Source organism: Zavarzinella formosa DSM 19928, assembly GCF_000255705.1.
In the GTDB taxonomy this organism is placed as follows: Bacteria; Planctomycetota; Planctomycetia; order Gemmatales; family Gemmataceae; genus Zavarzinella; species Zavarzinella formosa.
Window position 1 is genome coordinate 212464 of sequence record NZ_JH636440.1, and the last position, 24558, is coordinate 237021.

A 24558-nucleotide genomic window follows, 5' to 3' on the forward strand; every position below is an offset into this window, starting at 1 on the left:
GGGAAAGTCACGGCCACAGTCAAACTGCCGGCCGGGCTGATGGCCGTTGCCGTGTCCGCCGACGGCACACTGGTGGCGACGTTGGACAGCGCCGAACGCCGACGCGTCGACGTGTGGTCGTTGAAAACGCAGAAGCATGTTGCCGGCTGGCGGCCGCCTGCCAGCCCGCCCCCGGCCTCGTCGGCTGCGTTACCGGGGGGTGCGGTGATCACGTTCGTCGCGTTTGCCGGCCCGATTCTGGTCACGGTTTCATCAACCGGGGACGTGATCGGTTGGGAGCCGACGACGGCGACATTGAAGTACCGAACCGTGCTATACGGCATCCACGCACGGACCGTGTCGCCGGGCGGCCGCCACTTGTTGGGGATGCAATCGGGCGTCATCCGGGCCGTGGACACCGCGACGGGCCAAGTCGTCGGGGACTTGGAGCCGGCGGGCGTCAAATCCACGGTTCACATGGTCATCGCCGTGCGGCCCGACGGGCGGGAAGTGGCGGCATACTTCCAGACTCGGGACAGCCGTAAGGATGAGCGGCCGCAGTTGGTCCGGTGGGGTGCCGACGGCCGGCGGATTGCGGTCGTCGAAGCGGCGTTGGGCCCGGCGACCTTCCTTGGCAAGTACGGCGGACATATTCCGGCCCCGTTCGCTTACGCCGGGCCGGAGTGCTTGCTGGCAAGCCAGTACCTGTTCGATTTGACGCGCAAGGTCATCGTGTGGCAGTATGGCTACGCGGACCACGCGATATACCCGGTCCATTGGCCAGCCGGGCAGGCGTGGGCGGCGACGGCCGCAACGGTCGACGGCCCGGTCGTCCTTGTGGGCACGGTGGTGCCGGACGCCACCGCAGCCAAGTCCATCGCCGCCGTGGCCGGACCGGCCAACTTACTGAAGCCTGGCACGAAAATCGCCGTGCGGGTGACGGCAACCGGCGCGCACGCAGATTTGGCGGCGGCCCCGGTCTTGGCGCGAGTCCAACAGACGCTCAAGGCCCGCAAGTTCGAGTACGCGGCCCGCGCCGAAGACGCAGACCTCCTGCTGACCATCACCCTCACCGAAAAAGCCACCGGCCAGATGCGCGATTTTAGCGTGTTGAAAGACCAGAAGATGACCGTGCCGGAAATTGAGGTGTTCACGGCCACGGACCTGCGAGTCGGCGACACCGTGGTGTGGGCCATGCCCGTCAGGAAGACCCTTTTCGGCTCCATCCCGGAAGAAGCGGTGGTTCCGCGAACGACGGACAAGATGAAGGCAATGATGACCCGCGGTGTGTGGGACTTGGCCATCCAACACGCCGGCTTCGTGCCGCTGCCTCTGGCCGCCGCTAAGACGGCAGACGGCGGGGCGGCCCTGCCCGGCTGGACGACGTTCACCCCAACCGGCCTTACGAACGGCCCGCCGCCCGCGCCGAATAATCGCTGACCGGCGAACCGATAAAGGGGGCAGGCACTTCTTAACCGGGCAAATGACTGTGCCGCCCCTTTTTTGGCTCCCTGTGCGGAAACCAACCGCTCCACGCCCAACGCAAGCAATTCGCCGGGACATTCCTGATTATTCGTGCTCAGCCCACACCGCCAGGCATTTTTTGGACTGCCACCATTCTTCCAAAGTGAGTTTCGAATCGAGAACGCATCGGATGTGAAGCGGACTGAGCCGGACGCTGATGGCATGAGATCGCTCCCCCTGCCAGGTGCCGATATCCACCACTTCACGGCCTTGCAATTCCAAACCGTGTTCGAGCAGATATCGAGTGATCGCCGGAAGTTGGAGATCAACCCCGGTGGTCGCCTCGGCGTGTGGGTTGCGGAGGACTTTGGCCAGTGAAATCAGTTCTTGCAAATCGTCCGGGTGATTGCGGAAGTGGGCTTCGTAGCTGCGGTAATACACCGATTCGAGCGCGTCGTCTTGGAGAACGAATTCCCCGTCGATGACATAACCAACCATCCAAGTGTCTTCGCCATACTGGCGATCCCACTCCCGTTGCCGGGCGGTGCGTTGCTTTTCGCCTCCGGCCCGGCCGAGTTTCCGTTCGACCACCCGCCATGCCATTGGTCGTCCTCTGTCACTGACATTCCTAACGAAGCTGTCCGTTGCGATTTTAGCAATACGAATCCTCATGCCGTTTCAAGATATCTTCGAGTCTGATAGATGAGATGAATTGAGAAAACTCTTTGAGGACATCTCGTCCAGACACTGGATTTTCTGGATCACCGATGAGTAAATCACGGTTTTGATTATCGAAGTCACATGGCGAACGATCTGAGGCGATGGGTGTTTTTTTGCTTCGCACTTCCATTTTTGCAGCCGGCATTCGTGCAGTAGAGAGGCGATTTTTTACTGCAAGCAACTGAGGATGGAGGCGGCAAGAGAAGCACGTCTTGGCTTGATCCATTGTTCGGATCATCTCGTAAGCTCCCAAAGTCCAAAACCAGAGTTGTGATTCTGCTTTCTGAAGGAATTCAACGCACAGGCCTTTTCCTGGCCAAGCTTTGTTCAAATTTTCGATGATCTCAGAACTGAGTTGGTTCAGAACAAAAATTCGACCATTGAGATACCATGAAAAGCGGACGAGCGGATTTTTCTGTTCAAATTCTTCAAAGTTATCGAGCATCTCATTCTCAGGGGAATTGTTGCGAGGCTAGCCGTTGCTCGTGACAGATCTTCTTTCTGATCGACGGCTTGGATGAGAAATAGAGACAATTGGCCTGTCGTGAAGTTCGGCCTTCCGAAAATTTTACTCAGTATTCGTAACTACATCCGACCTCACCAATAAGACACCTGCCCGCTCGGCACATGAATGTTCATGTCCGTGGCGTCCAGTTCCTGCCAGCCGGGGGGAGGGCCTTTTTCGAGGAGTTGGTCGGCGACGGTGTTGAGGGTCTTTTGGCTGTCGAGCATCACCAGGATTTGCTGGACGGCCTTGCCGGTGCGGAGGGCCTTGCAGTACCACGCGGCGTTTTTGCGGAATTGCACGGAGGCCATGTGGTCGCCGCGCCATTCCACCATGCGGCGAAAGTGCGTTCGCATGAATTCCACCCGTTCGACATAGGTGCCGCGCGGGCCGGGGCGGCCGGTGTTGATCCAGTTGGTCAGTTGCCGGAAAATCCACGGGTTGGCCAGCGCCCCGCGGCCGATGGCGATGCCCGAACAGCCAGTGCCCCGCAACATACGGTCGGCGTCCCGCAGGGTTCGCACATCGCCGTTGCCCAGCACGGGGATTTTTTCGACGGCTTCCACCACCGCCCGGATGCCGTCGAGATCCACCGTGCCGCTGAAGCCTTGCGCCCGTGTGCGGCCGTGAATGGTGAGGGCGGCCACGCCTACTTTTTCAAATTCGCGAGCGAAGAACGGGGCCGTTAACTGGTCCGAATCCCAGCCGAGCCGCATCTTCACAGTGACGGGAACCTTGACGGCCTCCACCACCCGGCGAACGAGGTTGATCGTCGCGCCGGTGGTGTCGCACATCATCGCGGAGCCGCCGCCACCCTTCACGACCTTGCGCACGGGGCAACCCATGTTGATGTCGATGATGGTGGCCCCGTAATTCTCCACCCATTTGGCCCCTTCGACCAATTCTTCGACGGTGCCGCCGTAAATCTGGATGCCGAGCGGCCGATCCTCCGGGGAGGTGGCGAGGAGTTCCATCGTCTTCTTGGAACCCATCAGGATCGCGCGGCAATTGATGAGATCCGTCGTGCAGAGGCCGATACCGCCGACATCACGCACCGAGAGGCGAAACGGCAGGTTCGTGTATCCGGCCAGCGGCGCCATCGTGAACCGGGAGGCCAGCGGGACGTTGCCAATTTGGAACGGCTTGTCCCAACCAAGCATGACCGGCGGGGAGGGAATTTCGGGGACGGGTTGCGTGGCAATCATTGGGATATGATAGGTGCCGGTCGGGGGATGTTCACGTTGCCCTTGCTTCCCCTGTTTGCCCGTGGTATGTCGCCAACGAATCGGGACATTCGGCGGAGATTCGCATGCGGGTTCGCGGGGCGGGCGTATTACTGATCGTCGCCATGGCCGGCCGTCTGGCCGCCGGGCGAGAACCGATCCCGCTGCCGGTCCCGGACGGTCCCACGCTGACCATCCTGCCGGTCGGCGACACTTCGCCGATCACGACGCCGAAGGAGCCGCCGCTGCCGCCGGTTCCCAGTGTGATCCCGCCGGTTCAAAGCGTGTTGCCGCCCGCCACCTCCGGGCCGGGGCCGAGTGTTCTCACGGGAAATCCGATGGCCGTCGCGCCTGATGAGAGCATTCCCCTGTTCATGCCCCCGTGGCATCCCGAACCGCCTCCCGCGACGTATTCCACGTCCGGTTGCAATTTCAACGTATGGTGCGGGAACGAGCTGTTTTCACCGGACTTTTCCACGGTGCAGATTCTCGCCGGGGATTACACCACCCGGTCGGGCTTCGGGCCAAAAGTTCCCCGCTTTGAATATCAGGCTATCACCTATCGCGCCGGCTTTATGCTCAATGCGCCGCAAGACACGGACGCTTTTTGGCGTGGCAACATGGAAGTTTTGGGCGATATCACGGCCGGGCGTATCAGCAGCGGGTACGGGAACTACCTTGTCAGCCCGGCACTGATCGGCCGATACAACTTCGTTCAGCCGAATGCCTCGTTGATTCCTTACCTCCAAATCGGCGGGGGCTTCGCCGTAACGGATGCCTCCAAAGACAAATCACAAAACGCCATCGGCCAGCAGTTCAACGCCCGGTTGTTCGCCGGGGCCGGGGTGCATTGTCTGGTTCATGAAAACCTATTTCTCGACATTGAAGGCGGGTATTCCTCCATCTCAAACCTCGGCCTGGCTGATCGCGGCGCCGGGGTGCATACGCTCGGCATCCAAGTCGGGCTGACGTACTTCTTCCGCTCCGGCGGGCGGTAAACGATGCCACTGTTCGGCGCCCATTTGTCATCGGCCGGCGGGATCTGCAATGCGTTGCGGGCCGCCGGGGAACTCGCCTGCGAGACGGTGCAACTCTTCACCAAGAACAACAACCAATGGACCGGCAAGGCCGTCTCCCCGGAGGATGCCGCCGAGTTTCGCCGGCTGACCAAAAGCCACGGCTTGAAGTTCGTCACCTCGCACGATTCCTACCTCATCAATCTGGCCTCGCCCGATGATGTCCTCTGGCAAAAATCCGTGACGGCCTTCGTCGATGAACTGCGCCGGGCCGAACAACTCGGGCTGGCTTATCTCGTCATGCACCCCGGCGCGCATGTCGGCAGCGGAGAAGAGGCCGGTCTCAAGCGAGTCATTCAAGGAATCGACGAAGCGCACCGGCAAACGCCGGATTTCAAGGTGAAGATTCTCGTGGAACTGACGGCCGGACAGGGAAGTTCCCTCGGCCATCGCTTCGAGCATCTGGCCACGATCTTCGACGGCGTCGAAGAATCCAAACGCCTCGGCGTCTGCTTCGACACCTGCCACGTCTTCGCCGCCGGCTACCCCCTCGCCCCGGAGGCCGACTACCAACGGACAATGACCGAGTTCGACAATCTCATCGGCCTCAACCGGCTCAAACTCTTCCATCTCAACGACAGCAAAAAGCCGCAAGGCAGCCGGGTGGACCGCCACGAACACCTCGGGCAAGGCCACTTGGGGGAAGAACCGTTCCGGCTGATCGTGACCGACCCGCGCTTCGCCAAACTCCCGATGATACTCGAAACACCCAAAACCAACGCCGACGACGAACAGATGGACCCGGTGAATCTGGGGGTTCTTCGACGATTGCGAGAGGGATTGGAAGGAAGAAAAGACTAACCACAAAGACGCAAAGATCACACAAAGTTTCACAAAGAAGACAACACATCAGGAAGCAAGAAGAAGCAAAGGAAAAGAAAAGAAGAAGAAAAGAGTAATCACAAAGTTCCACGGAGGATCATCGAGTGGTCTCAATCGAACTTCGTTTTCTTGAAGGTTTTTCCTTTTCATTCTTTTCTCGTTTCCGCCTTCTTTGTGAAACTTTGTGTGATCTTTGCGTCTTTGTGGTTAGTCTTCTCGGACAACCGCTGACCACTTCCACGCCGAGTTGTAAAATCCCCTCCTGTCTCTTCCATCAACAGGAGTTTCCGAAAATGTCCAAGCGTCCCGCCGCCGTCACGTTCAAGGGCAACCCGATGACCCTCGTTGGCCCGGCCCTCAAGCCCGGCGACAAGGTTCCGGATTTCACCACCGCCGACACGGCCGCCAGCACCGTTTCGCTGAAGGACACCCCGGCCAAGGCCCGGTTGTTCAGCGTGGTGCCGTCGATCGACACGCCGGTGTGCAGCATCCAAACCAAGAAATTCTCGGACGCCGTCTCCGCCCTTGGTGATTCGGTCGCCACCTACACCGTCAGCCTGGACACGCCGTTCGCCCAAAAGCGTTTCTGCTCCGATTCCAAGATCGAAAGCATGAAATCGCTGTCGGACACGCACGATCATTCCTTCGGGAACAATTTCGGCGTGCTGCTCGAAGGTCTGGCCGTCCCCCTGCTGGCCCGCTCCGTGTTCGTGGCCGACAAGACCGGCACCCTGACCTATGTGGAATATGTCAGCGAAGTGACCAGCGAACCGAATTACGACGCGGCCTTGGCGGCGCTGAAAGCGGCGGTTTAAGGGAAGGCCAAAGGCAACCTCACCCCCTAACCCCCTCTCCTGACAGAGAGGGGGAACCAAACCGGCCAACGAAGACCGGACGTTATTGATGAAGGCTTTCGCCCTCTTGCTCCCACTCTCTTTTAGGAGAGGGGGCCGGGGGGTGAGGTTGCCTTTAAATATCCCACCCCATTTTCCCAAGAGAAAAATCCCATGTCCAGTCAGTTGGCCCAATGGCGTCACGGGGCAGAGGAAGCCGCGAAGCTCGGGGCGGGTATCCTCGAACACTGGCGGAGCAAGTTCTCCGTGCGCGAGAAGGGGCGGGCTGATCTGGTCACGGAGGCCGATCTTGCCTCCCAGAAGGCCATCCAAGCCTTTTTGAAAGAACAATTTCCGGATCATGACTTTCTCGGCGAGGAAGACCCCGGTGCCAAAGAGGGTCGCGGGCCAAGTGCGGATGCCCCGCCGACGTGGATCGTTGATCCGCTCGACGGCACGGCCAACTATGTGCATGATGTGCCGGCCTATTGCGTGTCCATTGGGCTGATGGTGGCCGGGGAACTGGTTGTCGGGGTGATTTACGATCCGCGGATGAACGAGATGTTCAGCTCCGCGAAGGGACTGGGGGCGACGCTCAACGGCCAGCCGATCCGCGTCAGCGAAACGCATTTGCTGGCCAACGCGATGATGTCCACCGGCTTCCCGCCGGACCCGGACAAGCAGGAACGCAATTTGTTCTGGTGGAAGAAATTCACCTATCAAGCCCAGGCGTTGCGGCGTACCGGATCGACGGCCCTCAACATGGCCTACGTCTCCTGCGGGCGCTTCGATGCGTACTGGGCGTTTGACAATTACGCCTGGGACGTGGCCGCCGGCGTGGTGCTGATCCGCGAAGCGGGCGGCATCGTCACTCGGGTGAGCGGCGAAAAATGTGATCCGTTCCAACAAGACTTGGTGGGCGCCAATCCGGCCATTCACCAACAACTGATCGAAAGCCTTGCCGCCAACCCGGACAAGGTTTGACGAGGCTTTCGCTTTCCAAACCAGTCTGCCTTACTGCCCCGTGTAGGAATAGTTGGTGTCCGAGAGGAATCCAAGGCCCACTTTGGTCTTGTTCGCGTCCCACACCGCCTGCGGGAACGGACTGATCGACGGGACATCGACCGGGCGGCGAGATTCAACGTGCCCGTCCACAAACGCCACGTTCGCCACCCCGGCAAAGCGGAAATGCGTGGCATTCACGCCGTAAGCCGTGTAGGCTTGGGTGCCGCCATAAGGATTAACCTCATAAGGCGAGCCGAAACTGTCATACACTTCTTGCAGCGTCCCGTCCGGATTCAATTGCACCTGTTCCGTGAACATGAACACCTGACTGGTGGGAAGCCAGGAGATTTGCTTCCCGGCAACATGGCGGTTGTACGCATAGCCTTGCGACAATCCGCCCACCGTCGCGGTGATCTTATAGCTGTCGACCATCGGGCATTTCGCCACCTTGACATTGTTCTCGTAATAGCTGGTCAGAATGCCCTGCAATGGGTCGGTCCCCACCACTTGATAAGTCGTGCTGCTGTACGTCACCAAGCCATACCAGAACTGCGTCGTGTACGTCGGACTGCCGGACTTGTAGACGGATGTCACCGGCAAAATCTGGAAGGAAGACTCGTAGTTGTGGGTGGCCAGGGCGAGCTGTTTTAAGTTGTTTTGCCCTTTCATCCGGTTGGCGGCCAAGCGGATCTTCTGGACGGCCGGCAGAAGCAAGCCGATGAGGATGGCGATGATCGCGATGACCACCAGCAATTCGATGAGGGTAAAGGCCTGACGCCGGGCGCGGGATCGGCCCGTGAAAACTGAGGACATTGATTCTCCGTCTGCCGGTTGCCGGGCAGATAGCGCTCCGGAGAACAGACAGACCGGCTTTGCGAACACAATGCTCGCAAAATAACGTGTGCCAGTCGCCTGCCCGGTGCCGGGGCTGCGAACGATGCTCGGCAGGCAGGTCTTCCGGCTTCCGGTTCGTCACGACCCTGATCCCGGACGCCTTCCCGCCTGATGGCAGTGGCTGTGGATGTCCGGGGGTCTGACCGGTTACGGCGGCGGCCCCGCGACGGATTCTCACCGTCTTCCCTCTTCGTCTCCCCTCCGGTGTCGGACGGGAAAACCTGTCGAGTGACTCATTTAGGTACGAATGAACAAGGGATTGTCAACTTGTAAATGAGGAAGGCATTAAAACGAACGGGTGGCCGCCTCACACGCTACTCATGAGAACGCACCCTCCTTTTGCGCTCAAAAACTCAAATGAATCGATCTTTTCCCATTATCCATGAGGCTACAGGACTTGGTGTTTTCCGATTTTTAAACTGGTCAAAATGTGCCCCAAAAGTGACCAAGAACGGTGAAAAACATCCCTTCGACGACCATTTTTGGGCAGTTGGACACCCACCCGGCTGGTCAAAACCCGTGGGCCAACTGAACACAATTTTTCAAAACGCCCGGCAAATCGACATGTCGCCTGATGATTTTGGAGTAATCCTGAGCTTTTTGGGAGGGCTTTTCATGGCCCGTTTCAAACGCTCCAAGTCGATTCCCGGAGGGTTGAAGTGGGCCATGTGGCCTGAATGATGATTTGGCCCAAATGAGTTTAGACAGCACCCAAATTGGCGTGTTGGCGAACGGCGTCCGTTAACACTGTTCGCCAACACGCCAACACATAACCCCTATTCCACTTCGCCGATTCCCGCGTGTCGGATCTTGTTCTTCTCGTCAACCAAGATCACCGTCGGCTCGTATTTGCGGGCCTTTTTGGTCGTCATGGTCGTGTAGGTAGCCACGATCACCAAGTCACCGGGTTTCACGAGATGGGCGCCGGCGCCGTTGACGCAGATAGAGCCGGAACCGCGGACGCCGGCCAAAGCATAGGTCACCAGCCGGGCGCCGTTGGTCACGTCCCAGACGTGGATTTGTTCGTATGGCAGGATGTCCGCGGCTTCCATCAGCGCTTCGTCGATGGTCAGGCTGCCCTCATAATGCAGGTCGGCCTCGGTCACGGTTGCCCGGTGAATCTTGGACTTGAACATCACCCGTTGCATGAATCCCCGCCTTACGCTGGTGCCTTCCATCCTCGTATCGGTTATCTTAGGGCCGGAAGGGCCGTCAGGCACGCCTTGCCGGTCGAGCCCGCGTCGGGGATAATCCGCGGATGGCCGACCTGCCGATCCGCACGATTGCCCTGATTCGCCCCGCCGACGACCGGGGGGTGTTTGTCTTCCGCATCGTCGCGGAACGCCGAACCGCGTTTTATGTGGCGAAGGAAATCCCCTGCCAGATCGGCGGGCGGGGTTTTGCCGTCCACAAACTGGGTTTTGGCGACCTGATGCACGTTCGCGTCGGCCGGGGGGCCGATCAATCGTGCGAATGTCTCGGCTTCCTCCGGTATGGTCGCTGTCGGCATATTCTCGGTCTGGCCGCGTTGATCCGCAAACATCGAATGTGAACGCTTGGGAACAAACAGATGTTGAACACCATTGTGCTGATGCTCGGGTTGTTTGGCGCGGAGCCGCCGCCCGCGATGGATGTCGTGATTCGCGGAGCCACCCTGTATGACGGTTCCGGCAAACCGGGCGTCATCGGGGACATCGCCATCGCCGGGGAGCGCATCGTCGCCATTGGCAAAGTGGAGGTCGTCGGCAAGCCCCGCGAGATCGACGGCAAGAGCCTCGTGGTCGCCCCCGGCTTCATCGACCTGCACACCCATTGCGACACCGGCGCACCGACCATCGCCCAATCCACCGGCAAATTGAACAAGAACTATCTCACGCAAGGCGTGACGACCGTGGTGACCGGCAATTGCGGGTCCGGCCCGGTGAACGCGAAGGACTTTTACGACAAGTTGGACAAGAACGGCATCGGCACCAACGTCGCCCATCTGGCCACGCATAATTCCATCCGAAGCGTGGCGATGGGGAACTCCAACCGGGCGCCGACGGCCGAGGAACTGGCCAAGATGGAACAACTCGTCGATCAGGCGATGAAGGACGGCGTCTGGGGCCTCTCCACCGGCCTCATCTACACACCCGGCACCTACTCGGAGACGACCGAACTGATCGCCCTCGCCAAAGTCGCGGCTAAACACAAGGGCATGTACACGAGCCACATCCGCGACGAGGGAAGCGGCTTGCTCAACGCCATCGGCGAAGCCTTGCGCATCGGCCGGGAAGCCAAACTGCCCGTGCATATCTCGCACATCAAGGCCAGCGGCAAAGGCACCTGGGGCCGCTCCGGGGATGCCGTTTCCCTCATCAAGAAGGCCATCGCCGATGGTCAGGAAGTGACGGCCGACCAATACCCGTATATCGCCTCCAGCACCTCCCTCTCGGCGACGGTGATTCCCAGCCGTTTCCGCGATGGCACCTCCAAGGAATACAAGGACCGTCTGGGCGACCCGGAGAAAGGGGAACAGATTCGCAAAGCGGTTGATGCCGCGATGAAATCCCGCGACGGCGGCAAGACAATCCAAATCGCCCGCTACGGCCCCAACCCGAAATGGCAGGGCAAAAACCTGAAGGAGATCGCCGAGGCCGAGAAGAAATCCAGCACGGACATCGTGATCGAAATCGAAAAGAACGGCGGGGCGGGCGTGGTGAATTTCGGCATGTCCGAGGAGGACGTGCGGGTGTACATGAAGCAGCCGTTCGTGGCGACCGCCAGCGACGGCAGCGTCCACCTGCCGGGGGCCACCGTGCCGCATCCGCGCAGCTACGGCACCTTCCCTCGCAAGATCGGCCGCTACTGCCTCGCCGATGGTCTTCTCCCCCTGGAGCAAGCCATCCGCAGTTCCAGCGGCCTCCCGGCCGATATTCTTCACCTGCCCGAACGCGGCTACCTCAAACCCGGCTACTTCGCCGACGTGGTGGTCTTCGACCCCAAGACCTTCAAAGACACCGCCACTTATGACAAGCCGCACCAATACGCCGAGGGGGTGAAGTATCTGTTCGTCAACGGGAAGATGGTGATCGACGGCGGCGAAGTGAAAGAAGTGTTCGGGGGCAAGGCATTGCGACACGCACCCAAATGAACCGTGAAGCCGCGACGCGGAGTCTTCGGAGCGGAGCGCGGACTTCCTGCGTGAAATCACCGACCATTGGCTCAATCGTTTGACACCGGAAGTCCGCGCTCCGCTCCGAAGACTCCGCGTCGCGGCTTCACGGGTTTTCTCTCTTTTCTTCCTTCCTACTGACATTGCACTCCTTCTCTCATTCCGTGAGTATCCTTCTCATATGCGCATTTTGCACACGGCCGACTGGCACTTGGGGGACCGTCTGGGGCGGATTGACCGGACGGAGGACTTGCGCCGGGCGGTTGAGCGGGTCGGGATGATTTGTGACAATCATTCCGTTGATGTCCTGCTGGTTGCGGGGGATTTGTTCAGCGAACTGGCCCGGCCGGACAATCTGCGGGAGACCATCGAACACTGGCAGCAGGTGTTTGGCGGCTTTTTGAGAGAAGGCGGCACCATCCTCACCCTCACGGGGAATCACGACAACGAGAATTTTTGCCGGACGCTCGGCAACGCGATGAACCTGGCCAGTCCGTCGGTCGGTCACATGGGGGATGTCGTTCCCGGCGGCCGGTTGCATTTGGCCACCGAGCCGACGCTGTTAAAACTGGCCGACCGGCACGGCGGGTACCATGTGCAATTTATCCTCATGCCGTACCCGACCCCCAGCCGGTATTTTCGGGACGACCCGGCCCCGAAATATGCCGGGCCGGACGAGAAAAACGCCCGCCTCATGGACGCCTTCCTTGAGGAGCTGCGTAGAATCCAGCGGCACGAGCGGTTTGACCGCCGGTTGCCGACGGTTCTCGGGGCGCACATCAACGTCCACGGGGCCACGGTCGGGCCGACATTGTTCCGCATCGCCGAGTCGGATGATGTGGTCTTCCGGCCCGAGGATTTGCCGGATGAGTTCGCCTATGTCGCCCTCGGGCATGTCCACAAGGAACAAACCCTCGGCGGCCGGGAGAACCTCCGGTATTCCGGCAGCATCGAGAAAATGGACCTCGGCGAATCCGGGGACCATAAGAGCGTGACGCTGCTGGAGATCAACGAAACCGGCTTGGCGGGATTGCCGCAACTGGTGCCGTTGCCCTCGACGCCGGTCGTGAGCATCGTGCTAGACCACCCGACGGCCAACATGGAGGTATTGCGGGAACGCTACCCGGAGCCGTGCGACGACTTGGTGAATCTCGACATCCGATACACCGCCGGCGTGGACTCGCTGGAGGAAATCCTGATCGAGTTGGACAAGATGTTCCCCCGCTGGTACGCCCGCAACTGGCGGGAAACCGGCGAGTTGACGGACCGGCTGGCCACCGAGGAAAACACCCCGCGGGGGGCGAGCTTCGAGGAAACGGTCCGCGATTATGTGCGGCGTGAATTGCAAAATCATTCGGACGAGGAACGCGAAGAAATCCTCTGGCGACTGGACAAACTTTTCAAAGTTGAGTGAGTTTGAATGTAGGTCAGGCTTTCTAGCCTGACAGACCAGTCAGGCTAGAAAGCCTGACCTACGAGGCCGAAGACCGGCGGCATATCCGCTTCTTTGGCAGTCGGCTTTACCGGGAGGGAATCTCATGATCCCGAAGCGAGTGCGGCTCGGCGGCTTCCTGTGTTACAAGGAAGAACAGGAAATCCGTTTTGACGGGTCAAGCCTGTGGATGCTGGCCGGTCTCAACGGCAGCGGCAAATCGTCGATCTTCGACGCCGTCACTTATGCGCTCTTCAACAGTCATCGCGGCGGCTCCTCCAACGCCATCGACCTCATCAACAAAGATTCCACCACGTTGACCGTGGAATTCGATTTCGAGCTTCAAAAAGCCCTCTATCAGATTCGTCGCACCTACCGCCGGGATAACAAAGGCAGTGGCAAGGGAACGCAGCAAATCAGCGTGTGGCAGTCGGAAACATCCAAATGGGCCGCCATTCCGGACACCAACGGGGCGACCGGCTTCAAGAAATGGATCGACGATCACGTCGGCCTGAATTACGAGATTTTCACGTCCAGCGTCTTGCTGCGGCAGGGGCATGCGGAAAAGCTGCTGGAAGCCACCCCATCCGAACGGGTGAAGGTGCTGTCCGGCATCGTGGACATGGACCGCTTTGTGAAGCTGCACGCCCAGGCCGACGACCTTCGCAAGAAGGCCAAGGCCGAGCAGGAGGCCACCGCCGGGCAGTTGCAGGGCGTGCCCGAAGTGACCGATCTGGAATGGGCCGCCGCCGCCAACCGCATCGACGAGGCCGAGGAGATTTGCAAACAGGCCGAGGCCGTCATCGAGCAACTGCGAAACTTGGAAGTCCGGGCCACGCAATGGACCGAACTTCGCAAGCGTCAGGGCGAATTGGAAAGCCGCTGGAAGAAGTTCCAATTGACCTTGGGGGACGCGGACAAAATCGAAAAAGCGTATCACCGCCTGCGGGAACTCAAGGAGGTGATTCCCCCGGTGATGACCATTCAGGCAAAGCAACGCAACATGGAGGAATCGCACGCCAAGACCGCCCAACTGGAACTCGACAAGACCAAGGCCGACGACAAGCACACCCAACTGCAACGGGACGCGGACCTTGCCCGTAAGAAGCGGGACAACCTGCAAAAGAGCATCGCGGACAACGAAACCCGGCTGACCGCCATCGGCGCCGAACTGCGAACCCTCACCGGGCATCTCGCCCAAGTGCGGGTTTACGAACAACTCACCGTCCGGTTGGAGGAACTTCAAAAAGACATCGGCAAGCTGCCGAAGGTCACGCAGGCGCAGGCCGACCAACTGGAGGCGAAAGCCGAGGCCCTGCAACAACTGGCGATGGGCATTCCGCTGGTGGAGCAATTCGCCCGGCAACGAACGCAATTGCGGGAAGCCATTACCCGCCGGGACGAACTGGCGGCCGCCAACAAAGCGACCACCGAAAAGGGGCAAAAGACCCGCAAAAATTACGACGAAATCAAGCAGAAATTTGACGAGGCCACCGAGGCCAAAACGAAGGCCGACGAACAAGCCACCACTGCCCGCACCCGGCAGGAAGACGCGAAGGCGGCCGCTGACGAGTTTGCCAAGATCGACGGCGCCAAGCTCTGCCGGGCCTGCGGCCAGACACTCACGCCAGCGCATTTCAAATCAGAACAAGACAAGCGTCAAGCCGAACTCAAAGCGGCCGTGAAAACCTTCCGCGAGGCGACCGCCGCCCAGACGGAGGCCAAGAACGCCGAGCAGGAGTTGAAGACTTCGTTCGCCGCGCTGCAGGAAGAATTGACGAAACTGCGTGAAAAGCTCAAAGAGCAGACAGCAGAACTCAAGGCGCAAGAGAAAGCCATCGAGCAACACGGCGGGGAATGTCATTCCGCCTACGGGGCCATGCCCGAGGCCCAACGCAAATTGATCGCCCCCGCCCCGGCGGACGATTGGGCCGCGACCGTATGGCCGACCGACGCCGACCTCAAGAGCCTGAAGCGGGAGGCCAGCGAGGTGGATGGAGTGAAGAACCAACTAAGCCAAACCCGCGCCACCCTCGCCCGGCTGGACAAACTGCACGGCGAAACCGAGTCCGCAAAACAACAAATCGCCCAAGTGAGGGAAACGCTTCCCCCCGGCGATCCGGGCAAGCTCCGTCAACGGGAAGCCACCCTGAAGGCCGAGGAACAGGCCGCCCAATCCGTCATCGCCGGTGGGAAAACGGATGTGAAAAAGGTGGAAGTTGAAATTGAGAAATTCAACAAGGACACGGCCGCCAATCAGGCGAAGCTCGCCGACATCAAGACCGCCCGCACCAGCGAAGAAACCGCCCGCATCGGCTATCAGGACGCCATCGACCGGGCCGTGAACCAGATCCCTGAGGCATGGCGAAATGCGGCCAAACAAGCCGGTTTTGCCGAACAAAGCCGCTGGAAAGGGGAGATGGATCAACTGGTCGCCGACCGTGTGGAAGCCCGTTACGACGAACTCGCCCGCGTCCGGGCCGAGCGGGATAATCTCAAGCGAGAAATCGAAGACGTGACCGCCCAAGCCGGGGCCATCCCCGAGGAAGCCCGCCGCAGCCCCGATGATGTGAAAAAGGACTTGGCCGCCGCGAAAGCCACGTCGAAGGAGAAGGCCGCCGACCTCCAGGAAGCCCGCGAACATCGGGCGATTTTGGAACGGCATCGCGACCAACGGAAACTATTGGGCGAGAACCTCAAGGGCAAAGATCAAGAACTCAAGGTGACGAAACTCCTCGCCGAATTGCTCGGCAAGGACCGTCTGCAACTGCACCTGATGCGGACGGCCGAGAAGCAAATCGTCCAGCACGCCAACTCGATCTTGGACCGGCTTTCCGGCGGGCAACTCTTCTTGAAACTGGCCCCCGGCAAGGACGGCACCGGCGCCGACACCGCCCTCGACATGGAAGCCTTCAACCGCCAGACCGGCGGCGCCCCGATCAACGTGACCTTCCTGAGCGGCAGCCAGCGCTTCCGCATCGCCGTGAGTCTGGCCCTCGCCATCGGCCAATACGCCAGCAAACAACACCGGCCCATTGAGAGCGTCATCATCGACGAGGGCTTCGGCTGTCTGGACCGCAACGGCCGGCAGGTGATGATTCAAGAACTGCAAAACCTCCGTGGCCATCTGGAGTGTATTCTGCTGGTGTCCCACCAAGAAGAATTCTCCGAGGCCTTCCCGGACGGATATAAATTTGAATTGGCCGAGGGATCGGCACGGGTGACAAGGTTTCAACAGTAAGCGGTCGGCAAGGTTTTCCGGTCTAACGGACCGGTTGATCCAGCCCGGTCCGTTAGACCGGGCAAGTGGTTGGGCACGGTGTCTCAACAATCACCACAATCGATACCCGCTTAAACTCCAAAAATTGCATCCAACTATTCAGCCGCAATGAAATGCCAAAGATTTGATCGGCGAAATTATGGTATCAAGGCGACACGGAACCCAAAGAAACTCATTCGTAATGTCGGGGAGAACGCAAAACGAACTCCTGACCGGCAGTAATCGTGATCGTTAACCAAACTGCCGCCGCGCATCGCCCTGTTTTCGCTTCCAACTTTATAAAAGTTATCACACCACTCTGCAACATTCCCGCTCATATCGCATAATCCCCACGGGTGTTTCGCAGTTTTTTCGTAGCTTCCCACAATGGTAGTCTTTGCTTCATTTTTTATCACACGAGTTTTCCCTTTGGGATAGCTCCAACAGTTCGCTTTTTCTTCGCTCAAAACATCTCCCCAGTAGTACGCTTGCTTGTTTCCCTTTCCACCCCGGCACGCATATTCCCATTGGTCTTCGTGCGGCAACTTCACGGCCAGTCCCGACACCGAACATTTCTTGATGAACGATTGGCAGTCTTCCCAACTCACGTTCTCCACCGGCAACCGTTCCCCGATATCCTTGCTCGGATTGCTTCCAATCACCCCTTCGTACTCGGCTTGTGTCACTTCATACTTCGCAAGCCAATACCCCTTCGTTGAAAACTCATGCTCTTTCTCGTCGTCGACTAGTTTTTTCCCATCGGGAACGGAGCCCAACATCGCCTTCCCGGCCGGTATCCAACAAAACCGCATTTTTACGCCCTTGAATATCTCAAAATCCCGTTCCTCTCCGGGCTTGGGTTCGGCCAAAACGACTGAAGGCAATAGCAGGAGCAAAATCAGAGAGCGAAACATGTGATAGCTCGACGGAGTTTGATTGCGGACAAAAGAGATTGATTTAAGCGAACTTATCTACGTAGAAAAAACCGATGAGAACGCTCGTTTTGAAAACGATGCCGGAGAATTCATCGGATTGGTGGCTCTTGCCATAGGCATGTCTTCTTCGCCATCAACCCTGATGCGATTAATCTTCGACCGCTTCCGCAAGCGGCACGGCAGGCTTCTTCTTGGCAGTCTGAATCACGGCAAACAACCCCATCGCGATTAATGCTCCAAAACCACCGAACAACCCGCCGAAGTATATCTCCGGCGATTTGGGCAAGTCGCCCATCACGCCCTCATAGGCCCCCAATGGCCCGGTCGCCATCGCCCCGACAACGCATGTGATCCATAGGGTCCAGCCAATCCGACGATCAGAAAACAACGGACGAAGCAAAGTGGCGAAAAAAGTCAGGCGGAAATAGCTTTCAACCGTCGCGATACGGAGGACGATGACCATCAAAATCAAACTTGTCACGCTTGCGCACGCCAATGCCCCGGCAAACCTCGGCCAAAAACGGAACCCGTCGCCAAAGATGCTTTCCGCAACACAAGCGCCGCCAGATATTGCCGGAATGAGGATGGCAACGGAGATGACGGCCCGCATGAAATGCTGTCGCCGGGAACGGGCAAATCCGCGTTCCCTCTCGCGACGGTCGCTGATCGAATCATCCAGCCCCGAGAATTGAGAATTCATCTGTTCGTCTCTGTTTGCATGGCGGGATCGTCCGAGTAAATTTTACAGAATGCAGTTTCCGGAGGTTGATGATTTCAAATTCTTTTACTGATATCGCGCAAAAATATGATCCTATTCAAGGGTGTCGATTTTTTTGCGCAAACAACAAGACATTGTGGTCAATTGATGCGTTCTAATCTTTGTCAAAAATCGAGTAATCCAACAAATAAAATTGGCGATTGACAACGATCACCAGTTTCTTGTTTAATTCACCGGGCATTGAGTAGTACAAATAAAATGCCGAGCCAGATCTGGGGGATGAAATTTCCACGGCGGTCAGCACCCGCCCCGGCCGGATGGGCAAGTGATCCAAATCTTCCAACTCTTTGACTTCACCATTTTGAATTTTTGCAAGAACAAGCTTTTGATCCTCAGTCAACTGAGAATCAATTGGAGTTCTCAAGACAAAAAACCATAACGCGACAATCGAAAATCCTGCCAGCACAACAATCGAAAATCCCAATGCCACACAATCATATGGGAAATTGAAAGGCATCGTTGAATGCTTTGATTGCATCGAGATCACATTGATTTATCGCCACGGGAATCATGCGTTTGGCCGGAAGCCTTACCGCCGCAACCACTCGGCCGCCGTTTCCGGCAGCATGGGGTTAATCAACACGCCCGTCGAATGCTCCCACCCGGCGGGTGTGACCAGCCGGGGCAATACTTCCAGCCGCCAACGGTAATTAGGCGAATCCCCGGCGAATGGGGCCGAGCGGACCATCACGTTCAAGTCGGGGCTTTTGAAATGGCGGTCTATTCGGTTGAGCAAGTCGTGCAGCGTCTCGGCAACCTCATCGCATAAGTCATTGCTGATATGTTCAAAGCAGGCCGATGGTTGGCGGGGGACGATCCATGTCTCGCCGGGGAAACGCGGGGCCATCGGGGCCAGTTCGGCCAGCGTGTCGGTTTGACGAATCCAGCGGGGGCCGGTTTGTTCGGAGGCGAGCCAGCCGTTCCAGTCGAAGCCGACAATGTGGCTCACCTCGTCGCGGATTCCCTTGGGCACTTCCGTCACGGCAATCAATTGCGAATGGCAATGGCTCAGGGATGCCCCGGCGGTCGGGCCTTGGTTTTTGAAGACTTGGGCGAAGGCAAACCGGCCATCTTCCCGCCAGTGGTTCAGGCGATCCCGCCAGGTGCGGACAATGTGGCGCATCATCTTTGCGGAGTGCCGGTGCAGATGCGTCTCGTGATGCGGCCCCTCGATGAACACCTCGGCCACGCCGGGCGCGGCTTCCAAGCCGGGAGTGTGAGGGGCCGCGTCGGGCCGCACGGCGGCGTAGCGATTCGGAACCACACGAACCTGCCAGCCGGGGCCGTTTGGCTTGGAACCCGGATCGCGGACGGCCAGCGTTTCCAGCGTGGTTTCGTCTTCGTGGTGCTCGCAGAAGGGGCAATGACCGGAGGCATGAAAGGGACGTTCTGCTCGAATTGGTGACAGCAACACCCGTCGCCCGGTGACGGGATCAGTTCGCCATTCGGGAACGGGCTGGGCCATCGTCAGGCGCTCTCGGCGGCGAATCGGTAGCCTTCGCGTTCGATCATCAGGCGGCGATAAATCTTCTCATACTCGACGGCCGCCCGGTCCCACGACCAGTCGGCCAGCATCCCGTTGCGGATGATCCGTTGGAAAACGGACGGCCGGTCGTGGTAAAGATGCGTCGCCCACCGCACCGTCCCGGCGAGGGCTTGCGGGGTGTACGCCTGGAAGCGGAAGCCGGTCGGTTCGCCGGTGAGGAGCGATTCCTCGGTGGTGTCCACGATGGTGTCCGCGAGGCCGCCGGTCGTTCGCACGATGGGGGGCGTGCCGTAGCGTAAGCTGTAGAGTTGGTTCAGCCCGGACGGCTCGAACAGGCTCGGCATCAAATAAAGATCCGAACCGGCTTCGATCTTGTGGGCCAGCGTTTCGTCGAAGCCGATGTACAACCCCACCTGTTTCGGATAACGGTCGCGGATGGCGTAGAGCTTCGAGATATAGGTCGGGTCGCCATCCCCGAGGATCACCAGTTGCACGGGGAGTTTCAGCATGTCGTCGGCGGCCTTGGCCACCAAATCCACGCCCTTTTGCTCCACCAACCGGGCGATCATGCCGATCAGCGGCACGCGGGGTTCCAGCGGCAAATCGAAGTGGTGTTGCAGGTCGGCCTTGCAAGAGGCTTTGCCCGCGTCCACGGAGTCAATCGTGTAATTCTTCGCCAGATGCGGGTCCGTGGAGGCGTCCCAAGAGGCGTAGTCCACGCCGTTGACGATGCCGCTGAGGCGATCCCGGCGTTCGCCGAGAAGCCCCTCCATGCCGCACCCGAAGGTGGGGGTGCGGATTTCGTTCGCATACGTCGGGCTGACCGTGTTCACCCAGTCGGAAAAGACAATCCCCCCCTTGAGGTAATTGAACTGCCCGTAAAACTCAAGCTGGTGGGGGTTGTACAGCCGGAAGTCCAGCCCGGTGAGGTGGAACAGTTCGTGCGGGTACGCCCCCTGATAGGCGATGTTGTGGATGGTGAACAGGCTGCGAATCCGGCGGTATTCGGCTCTCGCCCGGTACGTGTCCCGCAGGTGGACGGGCATCAGGCCGGTTTGCCAGTCGTTGCAATGCAACACGTCCACCGGCGTCGGCATATACGGGATGGCTTCCATCGCCGCCCGGTTGAAGAACGCGAAGCGGGCGCAGTTGTCCGCGTAATCGACCTTGCGGCCGTCCACGGTGGAGCGTTGGTAAATGCTGGTGCCGCGAACCGGGTCGTCGCGTTCAAAAAAGTCCGAGTGTTCGATGAAGAAGATCGGCACGTCGCTGTTGGGGATCGTCCCCCGCCACAGGCGCGTCGGGCAGATGGTCTTGCCGAGGGTGACCGTGAGAACGTGCTCCGTCGGGTAAATGGGAACCCGGCCGAGACGAACGGAACGATACAGCGGCATGATGACCGCCACGGGGTGCCCGCGACGGCGCAAAGCCAGCGGCAGGTAGCCACAAACATCGGCGAGGCCGCCGGTCTTGGCAAACCCGATGACCTCGGACGAGGCGATCAGAATCGAAGGAAGTTCCGCCATGCGCGTGGGACGCTCCATCGGGCGATAATTGGCACGCTACCAAGGGATATGTCTTAGGACATCCGTTGGAATCAGCGAGCCAGGGGGGCGGCCTCCGGCCGTCACCACACTGTCGACAATGGAGAGGTTATCGACGATCCGGGGCAATTGCTTGCCCCGTTCATTTGCCGTCGGGGCGTTGCGTGACCGTGAAGGACCGCACAATCGCCTCAACCTCTTTCATCCTCGCGGCTTTCTCGGCCTCGGGAATCCGGGCGGCGATGGTTGCCCCGCCGAACGGTTGCCGAATCACGAAATAAGCCATCGTGAATTGTTCCTTGCCGGCCTCCACGTCAAATGTGAAGACATCAACACCATCCGCAAGACTTTTGGCGCTGGTGCGGTTCACTAGTTTACCGCCGCGGGTCTGTAACTCTTTCAGGGCTTCCCGCAAATAATCGTTTGTTGTCGGAAGATTCCGGGGGAGTTCGATGGTCATCAACAGCCCGGCCCCGCCAGTTTCGTCCATCGTGATCTGGCGGCCCGTCGCCCGGCCGACATGCCAGCGGCGGGGGTGGATGAACTTGATGCCCTTCGGGTCGCCGTCCACCAACAGAAGGGTGTTTTCTTCCGTGGGGGAGAGTTCCAGCTTGGCGATGGATTCCTCGGCGAGGGCCGGATGCCCCGTCACGCCGGACCGTGTCATCTGGAACGTACCCCGGATCTGTCCGGCCTGCATTCCCTTTTCATCAAGCAGATCCTGTGTTCCGTCAATCTTTAGGTAGCTGATACGCTTGGCCGCCACGTCCACAATCAGTTTGCCAGAAAGCTTTTGCCGCATCGGCCCGTCTTCGTTCACCCCGGATAGCGTGCCGGAAAACGAAACATGCGCCACCCGCCGGGGGCCGACGGTTTCCACCTTTTCCAGTTTGCATTCCAGCTTGCCGCTGTCCACTTTGTCGATGTCCGTCAGTTCCCGCACGGCCGTTTCGCTGGCGGTCCAAGTGTCCCCCTCGTTCACATCCTTGTCGGACAACAAACCGGCGAGGGCGGGAACCACGAAGTCGGTCCGCAGCATCTCGATTTCGCCCCACTTGAGCGGGCCATCCGGGGAAAAGGGAACCTTGGCGTGCCCCCGTTTCATCATCACCAACCGGCGAACCGGGTCTCGCAGGATTCCCTGGTCGGTGCGGTCGCCGGTGGTTTTGCGAAAGTCGAATTTCTCATAAACACGCAACGACTTGTGGTCGGCCTCCTTGGGATCGACCTTCAAAATCCGCTCGGCATAATCGATGGCGCTCCGGCCGGACATTTTCACCCGTTCCGGTGGCTTCCCCTTCTCCAAGGGAAGCGTCAATTCCCCGGTGAAGGTGAATTCCGTGATGACGCGATACTCGGCCCCGACGGGCGCGGACTCCATGAGGCGAACCGCATCGGCCCCCCACGCGGACGATCCGACGAGCGCAACAACGAGGGCAACCATTCGCGGCATAAAACGGCCTCCGAAACCGGGCATTCGATTCTACACCACCAAGTGAAGGGGTGGCCCCGGAACTGGGAACTCAAGGATGAAGTGAAATCCGGACAATCGGAACAATCAGACGACTCATTTGCCGTTTAGATATTCAAGCGTGTCGGCCGCCCGGCCGTGACCGGGTGATGCCTCCAAACACTTCTGATAAGCGGCCTTCGCCCCGGCGATATTGCCAGTCAGACGGTTGGGGAACGGAGCATGAGAGGATGTCTGCCGCGTTCAACTCGACGGGATCGTCGGACGCGGTGACCGCCTTGAGATGGATTGACGAATCGTGTTCGATCCAGACGCGCACATGTCCGGGGCGGTGCGTTTGATGGTCTGCAAAAAGCCGCTGTCATGAAGATTGGAGAGGTGTCGGCATTCAGTCGGTTGGATTGATTGGAATGATGGTGAGCGATAAGCTGGCTCGATTTCCGATCGTTTCCTTGCCGAGGGTGAGTGTTCCAGACGAAAAATTACTCTCATTACCCTTCACGGTTACCTCGAAAACATGTTCTCCAGCCGACACATTGACCAGTTTCAACAGATCGATGGGTGGAGAGTTCTCAGTTACCTCAATCTTCAGCAGAGGCTCGATTTTATTGGAGTTGTTGTCACGAACGGCAAAGACAAATATGCACCGATGCTTGCTTAGTATTGGATATGCCCGCAACCAGATTTGAACTTTAGAATCGTGTTTTAGTATGATTTTCTGCTTCAGACCGTCCACGGGTTTTTCCTTGGAATCCCCCAGAATCTCCCAGAATCCCTTCGATTCCAGCAAATAGGAATTGGCTTCAGACAACCGACTAGTCATGTCGTCTATTTTCTTTTCCAAAGTTTTGAGCTGTTCCCCAAGGATCTTTGACACTTCAAGTTGCTTTTGGATTTCATCTGTTTTCTTCTTGGTTTCCGCCGCCAAGGTCTCGTATTGTTCCCCGGTGTCTTTCACACGCGAATCGAGCTTTTCAAACTTCTTGCCAATCTCATCCACCTTCGCACCCTGATCGGCAAGGTTGCGAAGGATCGTCCAGGAGGCGTAAGCGAATCCGATCAACAAAATGACAGAGATCACGCTGGCGGCATCGAACAGGCCGGTCACCGTCTTGGAACGCCCGTTTTCCGGCAGATCATTCGTCGTCATTTTTTCCCCCGTGGTTCGGCTGGCCGCGAATACCGAGCAGCCTCTCTAATAGAATTTGCAAGTTACCCACGGTGGGCATCGTGCCGATGCACCGCCTGTATCCGGCGAAGCTGGCGTGGTTTGCCACTTTGCACGTTTGGAGTTTCGACAAGTAGCCGAAGTATGGAAAAAAGAGAGAGAGGAAGAAAATCAGGCAGAACAGGGCTGAGATCTGTCTGTTGGGTTCGCTAACGGTCAAAACAACGATGAACGAAATGATGGCGCAAACAAGGGAGAACGCAGACATGAAAATGCAAAGTCGCGACCGATACCGGTGAGTTTCTTCGACCGAATTCCGGTGGGTTTCTCCGACAGGATTCATGAGGCGTCCCTGATGGCAGGTCGAGCAAGGGCGCAGAGGCGGACAGAATTGCTTCCGTCTGTTCTTGGGTGGTTGCGGCCAACTTGGTTATGCGAGCCTACGGCGGCAGGGTAACCGACCTGAAACCGCTTGTCAAAATTTTTTCCAAGATTTTTCCCTCTTCAGCTGCCTGCCGCACCACCGGCAAACTGACCAGTGCCGCGTTCGATTCCGTTTCACCCGAAGAAGGTGAAACCACCGAGAATGTGTTCCTCGAAGACTCTGGGAGCCGTCTGACGATGCCAGATGATCCGTGGCAGAACCGCATCGCAAACCAGCACATCTCGTCGGCCATCTCCGTCCAGATCGGCGATTTGCACAAGGGCAACCATTCGCGGCATAAAACGGCCTCCGAAACCGGGCATTTGATTCCACACTACCAAGTGAAGGGGTGGCCCCGGAACCGGGAACTCGGAGGGGAAGGGGAA

General features: G+C 58.7%; 24 protein-coding genes and 1 riboswitch. Of the genes, 10 read left to right on the plus strand and 14 right to left on the minus strand.

Going from position 1 to position 24558, the window contains the following annotated elements; all coding sequences use genetic code 11:
- A partial coding sequence (locus BGIM_RS0111540; RefSeq protein WP_193788970.1) for a WD40 repeat domain-containing protein occupies positions 1-1419 on the plus strand: 1419 nt, incomplete at its 5' end.
- A 129-nt stretch (positions 1420-1548) separates the two neighbouring features.
- Here BGIM_RS0111540 and BGIM_RS0111545 read toward each other — a convergent pair.
- The 3 genes from BGIM_RS0111545 to dusB form a co-directional block, all read right to left on the minus strand.
- Positions 1549-2046, minus strand: coding sequence for a hypothetical protein (locus BGIM_RS0111545; protein ID WP_020469933.1), 498 nt, complete (start codon positions 2044-2046; stop codon positions 1549-1551).
- A gap of 49 nt (positions 2047-2095) precedes the next feature.
- Positions 2096-2608: a hypothetical protein gene (locus BGIM_RS0111550; RefSeq protein WP_020469934.1), complete on the minus strand. Its 513-nt coding sequence runs from the start codon at positions 2606-2608 to the stop codon at positions 2096-2098.
- 152 nt (positions 2609-2760) lie between these two features.
- Positions 2761-3873, minus strand: a complete 1113-nt coding sequence (dusB, locus tag BGIM_RS0111555) for a tRNA dihydrouridine synthase DusB (protein WP_020469935.1) — start codon at positions 3871-3873, stop codon at positions 2761-2763.
- A gap of 104 nt (positions 3874-3977) precedes the next feature.
- Here dusB and BGIM_RS0111560 point away from each other — a divergent pair, with 104 nt between their 5' ends.
- The 4 genes from BGIM_RS0111560 to BGIM_RS0111575 all read left to right on the plus strand — a co-directional run bounded on the left by BGIM_RS0111560 (position 3978) and on the right by BGIM_RS0111575 (position 7606).
- A complete protein-coding gene (locus tag BGIM_RS0111560; protein WP_029629955.1) occupies positions 3978-4889 on the plus strand; it encodes an acyloxyacyl hydrolase in 912 nt (303 codons plus the stop codon).
- Positions 4890-4892: 3 nt separating this feature from the next.
- Complete coding sequence (locus BGIM_RS0111565; protein WP_020469936.1) at positions 4893-5768, plus strand: deoxyribonuclease IV; 876 nt, start codon at positions 4893-4895, stop codon at positions 5766-5768.
- Between the two features lie 314 nt (positions 5769-6082).
- The gene (tpx, locus tag BGIM_RS0111570; RefSeq protein ID WP_029629956.1) at positions 6083-6604 is read left to right on the plus strand and encodes a thiol peroxidase; all 522 of its coding nucleotides are present in this window, start codon (positions 6083-6085) and stop codon (positions 6602-6604) included.
- A 192-nt stretch (positions 6605-6796) separates the two neighbouring features.
- Positions 6797-7606, plus strand: a complete 810-nt coding sequence (locus tag BGIM_RS0111575) for an inositol monophosphatase family protein (RefSeq protein WP_020469938.1) — start codon at positions 6797-6799, stop codon at positions 7604-7606.
- A gap of 30 nt (positions 7607-7636) precedes the next feature.
- On the opposite strand, the gene BGIM_RS62770 is transcribed toward BGIM_RS0111575, so the two are convergent.
- Positions 7637-8440 carry a DUF1559 family PulG-like putative transporter gene (locus tag BGIM_RS62770; RefSeq protein ID WP_020469939.1) on the minus strand — a complete coding sequence of 268 codons (804 nt, stop codon included), beginning with the start codon at positions 8438-8440 and terminating at the stop codon, positions 7637-7639.
- 117 nt (positions 8441-8557) lie between these two features.
- Positions 8558-8761: riboswitch (cobalamin riboswitch) on the minus strand.
- Between the two features lie 117 nt (positions 8762-8878).
- Here BGIM_RS62770 and BGIM_RS0111585 point away from each other — a divergent pair.
- Entirely contained in the window at positions 8879-9202 is a 324-nt protein-coding gene (locus BGIM_RS0111585; RefSeq protein ID WP_157368894.1) for a hypothetical protein, read from the plus strand.
- Positions 9203-9297: 95 nt separating this feature from the next.
- On the opposite strand, the gene panD is transcribed toward BGIM_RS0111585, so the two are convergent.
- On the minus strand, positions 9298-9669 hold the full coding sequence (gene panD / locus BGIM_RS0111590) for an aspartate 1-decarboxylase (protein ID WP_020469941.1): 372 nt from the start codon (positions 9667-9669) through the stop codon (positions 9298-9300).
- 110 nt (positions 9670-9779) lie between these two features.
- Here panD and BGIM_RS0111595 point away from each other — a divergent pair, with 110 nt between their 5' ends.
- From BGIM_RS0111595 to BGIM_RS0111610, 4 genes are all read left to right on the plus strand, one after another.
- Positions 9780-10073: an SWIM zinc finger family protein gene (locus tag BGIM_RS0111595; protein WP_020469942.1), complete on the plus strand. Its 294-nt coding sequence runs from the start codon at positions 9780-9782 to the stop codon at positions 10071-10073.
- Between the two features lie 18 nt (positions 10074-10091).
- Positions 10092-11654, plus strand: a complete 1563-nt coding sequence (locus BGIM_RS0111600) for an N-acyl-D-amino-acid deacylase family protein (protein ID WP_020469943.1) — start codon at positions 10092-10094, stop codon at positions 11652-11654.
- Positions 11655-11856: 202 nt separating this feature from the next.
- A complete protein-coding gene (locus BGIM_RS0111605) occupies positions 11857-13089 on the plus strand; it encodes a metallophosphoesterase family protein (protein ID WP_020469944.1) in 1233 nt (410 codons plus the stop codon).
- Between the two features lie 124 nt (positions 13090-13213).
- Positions 13214-16348 (plus strand): AAA family ATPase, encoded by a 3135-nt coding sequence (locus BGIM_RS0111610; protein WP_020469945.1) that lies wholly within the window; start codon positions 13214-13216, stop codon positions 16346-16348.
- 176 nt (positions 16349-16524) lie between these two features.
- Here BGIM_RS0111610 and BGIM_RS0111615 read toward each other — a convergent pair whose 3' ends face one another.
- The 9 genes from BGIM_RS0111615 to BGIM_RS62775 all read right to left on the minus strand — a co-directional run bounded on the left by BGIM_RS0111615 (position 16525) and on the right by BGIM_RS62775 (position 24471).
- Positions 16525-17280: a formylglycine-generating enzyme family protein gene (locus BGIM_RS0111615; protein ID WP_020469946.1), complete on the minus strand. Its 756-nt coding sequence runs from the start codon at positions 17278-17280 to the stop codon at positions 16525-16527.
- Positions 17281-17449: 169 nt separating this feature from the next.
- Complete coding sequence (locus tag BGIM_RS0111620; RefSeq protein WP_020469947.1) at positions 17450-18001, minus strand: hypothetical protein; 552 nt, start codon at positions 17999-18001, stop codon at positions 17450-17452.
- 172 nt (positions 18002-18173) lie between these two features.
- The gene (locus BGIM_RS0111625; RefSeq protein WP_157368895.1) at positions 18174-18566 is read right to left on the minus strand and encodes a hypothetical protein; all 393 of its coding nucleotides are present in this window, start codon (positions 18564-18566) and stop codon (positions 18174-18176) included.
- Positions 18567-18608: 42 nt separating this feature from the next.
- The gene (locus BGIM_RS0111630) at positions 18609-19544 is read right to left on the minus strand and encodes a galactose-1-phosphate uridylyltransferase (protein WP_020469949.1); all 936 of its coding nucleotides are present in this window, start codon (positions 19542-19544) and stop codon (positions 18609-18611) included.
- Between the two features lie 2 nt (positions 19545-19546).
- The gene (gene glgA, locus BGIM_RS0111635) at positions 19547-21091 is read right to left on the minus strand and encodes a glycogen synthase GlgA (RefSeq protein ID WP_020469950.1); all 1545 of its coding nucleotides are present in this window, start codon (positions 21089-21091) and stop codon (positions 19547-19549) included.
- A 160-nt stretch (positions 21092-21251) separates the two neighbouring features.
- On the minus strand, positions 21252-22562 hold the full coding sequence (locus BGIM_RS57330; RefSeq protein WP_020469951.1) for a hypothetical protein: 1311 nt from the start codon (positions 22560-22562) through the stop codon (positions 21252-21254).
- Positions 22563-22968: 406 nt separating this feature from the next.
- The gene (locus tag BGIM_RS0111650; protein WP_020469952.1) at positions 22969-23730 is read right to left on the minus strand and encodes a coiled-coil domain-containing protein; all 762 of its coding nucleotides are present in this window, start codon (positions 23728-23730) and stop codon (positions 22969-22971) included.
- Complete coding sequence (locus BGIM_RS0111655) at positions 23717-24016, minus strand: hypothetical protein (RefSeq protein ID WP_020469953.1); 300 nt, start codon at positions 24014-24016, stop codon at positions 23717-23719. Before BGIM_RS0111655 ends, BGIM_RS0111650 begins: the two co-directional genes overlap by 14 nt.
- Positions 24017-24306: 290 nt before the next feature.
- On the minus strand, positions 24307-24471 hold the full coding sequence (locus BGIM_RS62775) for a hypothetical protein (RefSeq protein WP_157368897.1): 165 nt from the start codon (positions 24469-24471) through the stop codon (positions 24307-24309).
- Positions 24472-24558 lie beyond the last annotated feature (87 nt).

What these genes read in the sequence shown, in the direction of transcription:
- BGIM_RS0111630 (WP_020469949.1), bottom strand. Translation starts at nt 19,544, where the DNA reads ATGGCCCAGCCCGTTCCCGAATGGCGAACTGATCCCGTCACCGGGCGA.
- BGIM_RS0111615 (WP_020469946.1), bottom strand. Translation starts at nt 17,280, where the DNA reads ATGTTTCGCTCTCTGATTTTGCTCCTGCTATTGCCTTCAGTCGTTTTG.
- BGIM_RS0111550 (WP_020469934.1), bottom strand. Translation starts at nt 2,608, where the DNA reads ATGCTCGATAACTTTGAAGAATTTGAACAGAAAAATCCGCTCGTCCGC.
- BGIM_RS0111585 (WP_157368894.1), top strand. Translation starts at nt 8,879, where the DNA reads ATGAATCGATCTTTTCCCATTATCCATGAGGCTACAGGACTTGGTGTT.
- BGIM_RS0111600 (WP_020469943.1), top strand. Translation starts at nt 10,092, where the DNA reads ATGTTGAACACCATTGTGCTGATGCTCGGGTTGTTTGGCGCGGAGCCG.
- panD (WP_020469941.1), bottom strand. Translation starts at nt 9,669, where the DNA reads ATGCAACGGGTGATGTTCAAGTCCAAGATTCACCGGGCAACCGTGACC.
- BGIM_RS0111620 (WP_020469947.1), bottom strand. Translation starts at nt 18,001, where the DNA reads ATGAATTCTCAATTCTCGGGGCTGGATGATTCGATCAGCGACCGTCGC.
- BGIM_RS0111545 (WP_020469933.1), bottom strand. Translation starts at nt 2,046, where the DNA reads ATGGCATGGCGGGTGGTCGAACGGAAACTCGGCCGGGCCGGAGGCGAA.
- BGIM_RS0111605 (WP_020469944.1), top strand. Translation starts at nt 11,857, where the DNA reads ATGCGCATTTTGCACACGGCCGACTGGCACTTGGGGGACCGTCTGGGG.
- BGIM_RS0111595 (WP_020469942.1), top strand. Translation starts at nt 9,780, where the DNA reads ATGGCCGACCTGCCGATCCGCACGATTGCCCTGATTCGCCCCGCCGAC.
- glgA (WP_020469950.1), bottom strand. Translation starts at nt 21,091, where the DNA reads ATGGCGGAACTTCCTTCGATTCTGATCGCCTCGTCCGAGGTCATCGGG.
- BGIM_RS0111560 (WP_029629955.1), top strand. Translation starts at nt 3,978, where the DNA reads ATGCGGGTTCGCGGGGCGGGCGTATTACTGATCGTCGCCATGGCCGGC.
- BGIM_RS62775 (WP_157368897.1), bottom strand. Translation starts at nt 24,471, where the DNA reads ATGCCGCGAATGGTTGCCCTTGTGCAAATCGCCGATCTGGACGGAGAT.
- BGIM_RS62770 (WP_020469939.1), bottom strand. Translation starts at nt 8,440, where the DNA reads ATGTCCTCAGTTTTCACGGGCCGATCCCGCGCCCGGCGTCAGGCCTTT.
- BGIM_RS0111575 (WP_020469938.1), top strand. Translation starts at nt 6,797, where the DNA reads ATGTCCAGTCAGTTGGCCCAATGGCGTCACGGGGCAGAGGAAGCCGCG.
- BGIM_RS57330 (WP_020469951.1), bottom strand. Translation starts at nt 22,562, where the DNA reads ATGCCGCGAATGGTTGCCCTCGTTGTTGCGCTCGTCGGATCGTCCGCG.
- BGIM_RS0111565 (WP_020469936.1), top strand. Translation starts at nt 4,893, where the DNA reads ATGCCACTGTTCGGCGCCCATTTGTCATCGGCCGGCGGGATCTGCAAT.
- dusB (WP_020469935.1), bottom strand. Translation starts at nt 3,873, where the DNA reads ATGATTGCCACGCAACCCGTCCCCGAAATTCCCTCCCCGCCGGTCATG.
- BGIM_RS0111610 (WP_020469945.1), top strand. Translation starts at nt 13,214, where the DNA reads ATGATCCCGAAGCGAGTGCGGCTCGGCGGCTTCCTGTGTTACAAGGAA.
- tpx (WP_029629956.1), top strand. Translation starts at nt 6,083, where the DNA reads ATGTCCAAGCGTCCCGCCGCCGTCACGTTCAAGGGCAACCCGATGACC.
- BGIM_RS0111650 (WP_020469952.1), bottom strand. Translation starts at nt 23,730, where the DNA reads ATGACGACGAATGATCTGCCGGAAAACGGGCGTTCCAAGACGGTGACC.
- BGIM_RS0111655 (WP_020469953.1), bottom strand. Translation starts at nt 24,016, where the DNA reads ATGTCTGCGTTCTCCCTTGTTTGCGCCATCATTTCGTTCATCGTTGTT.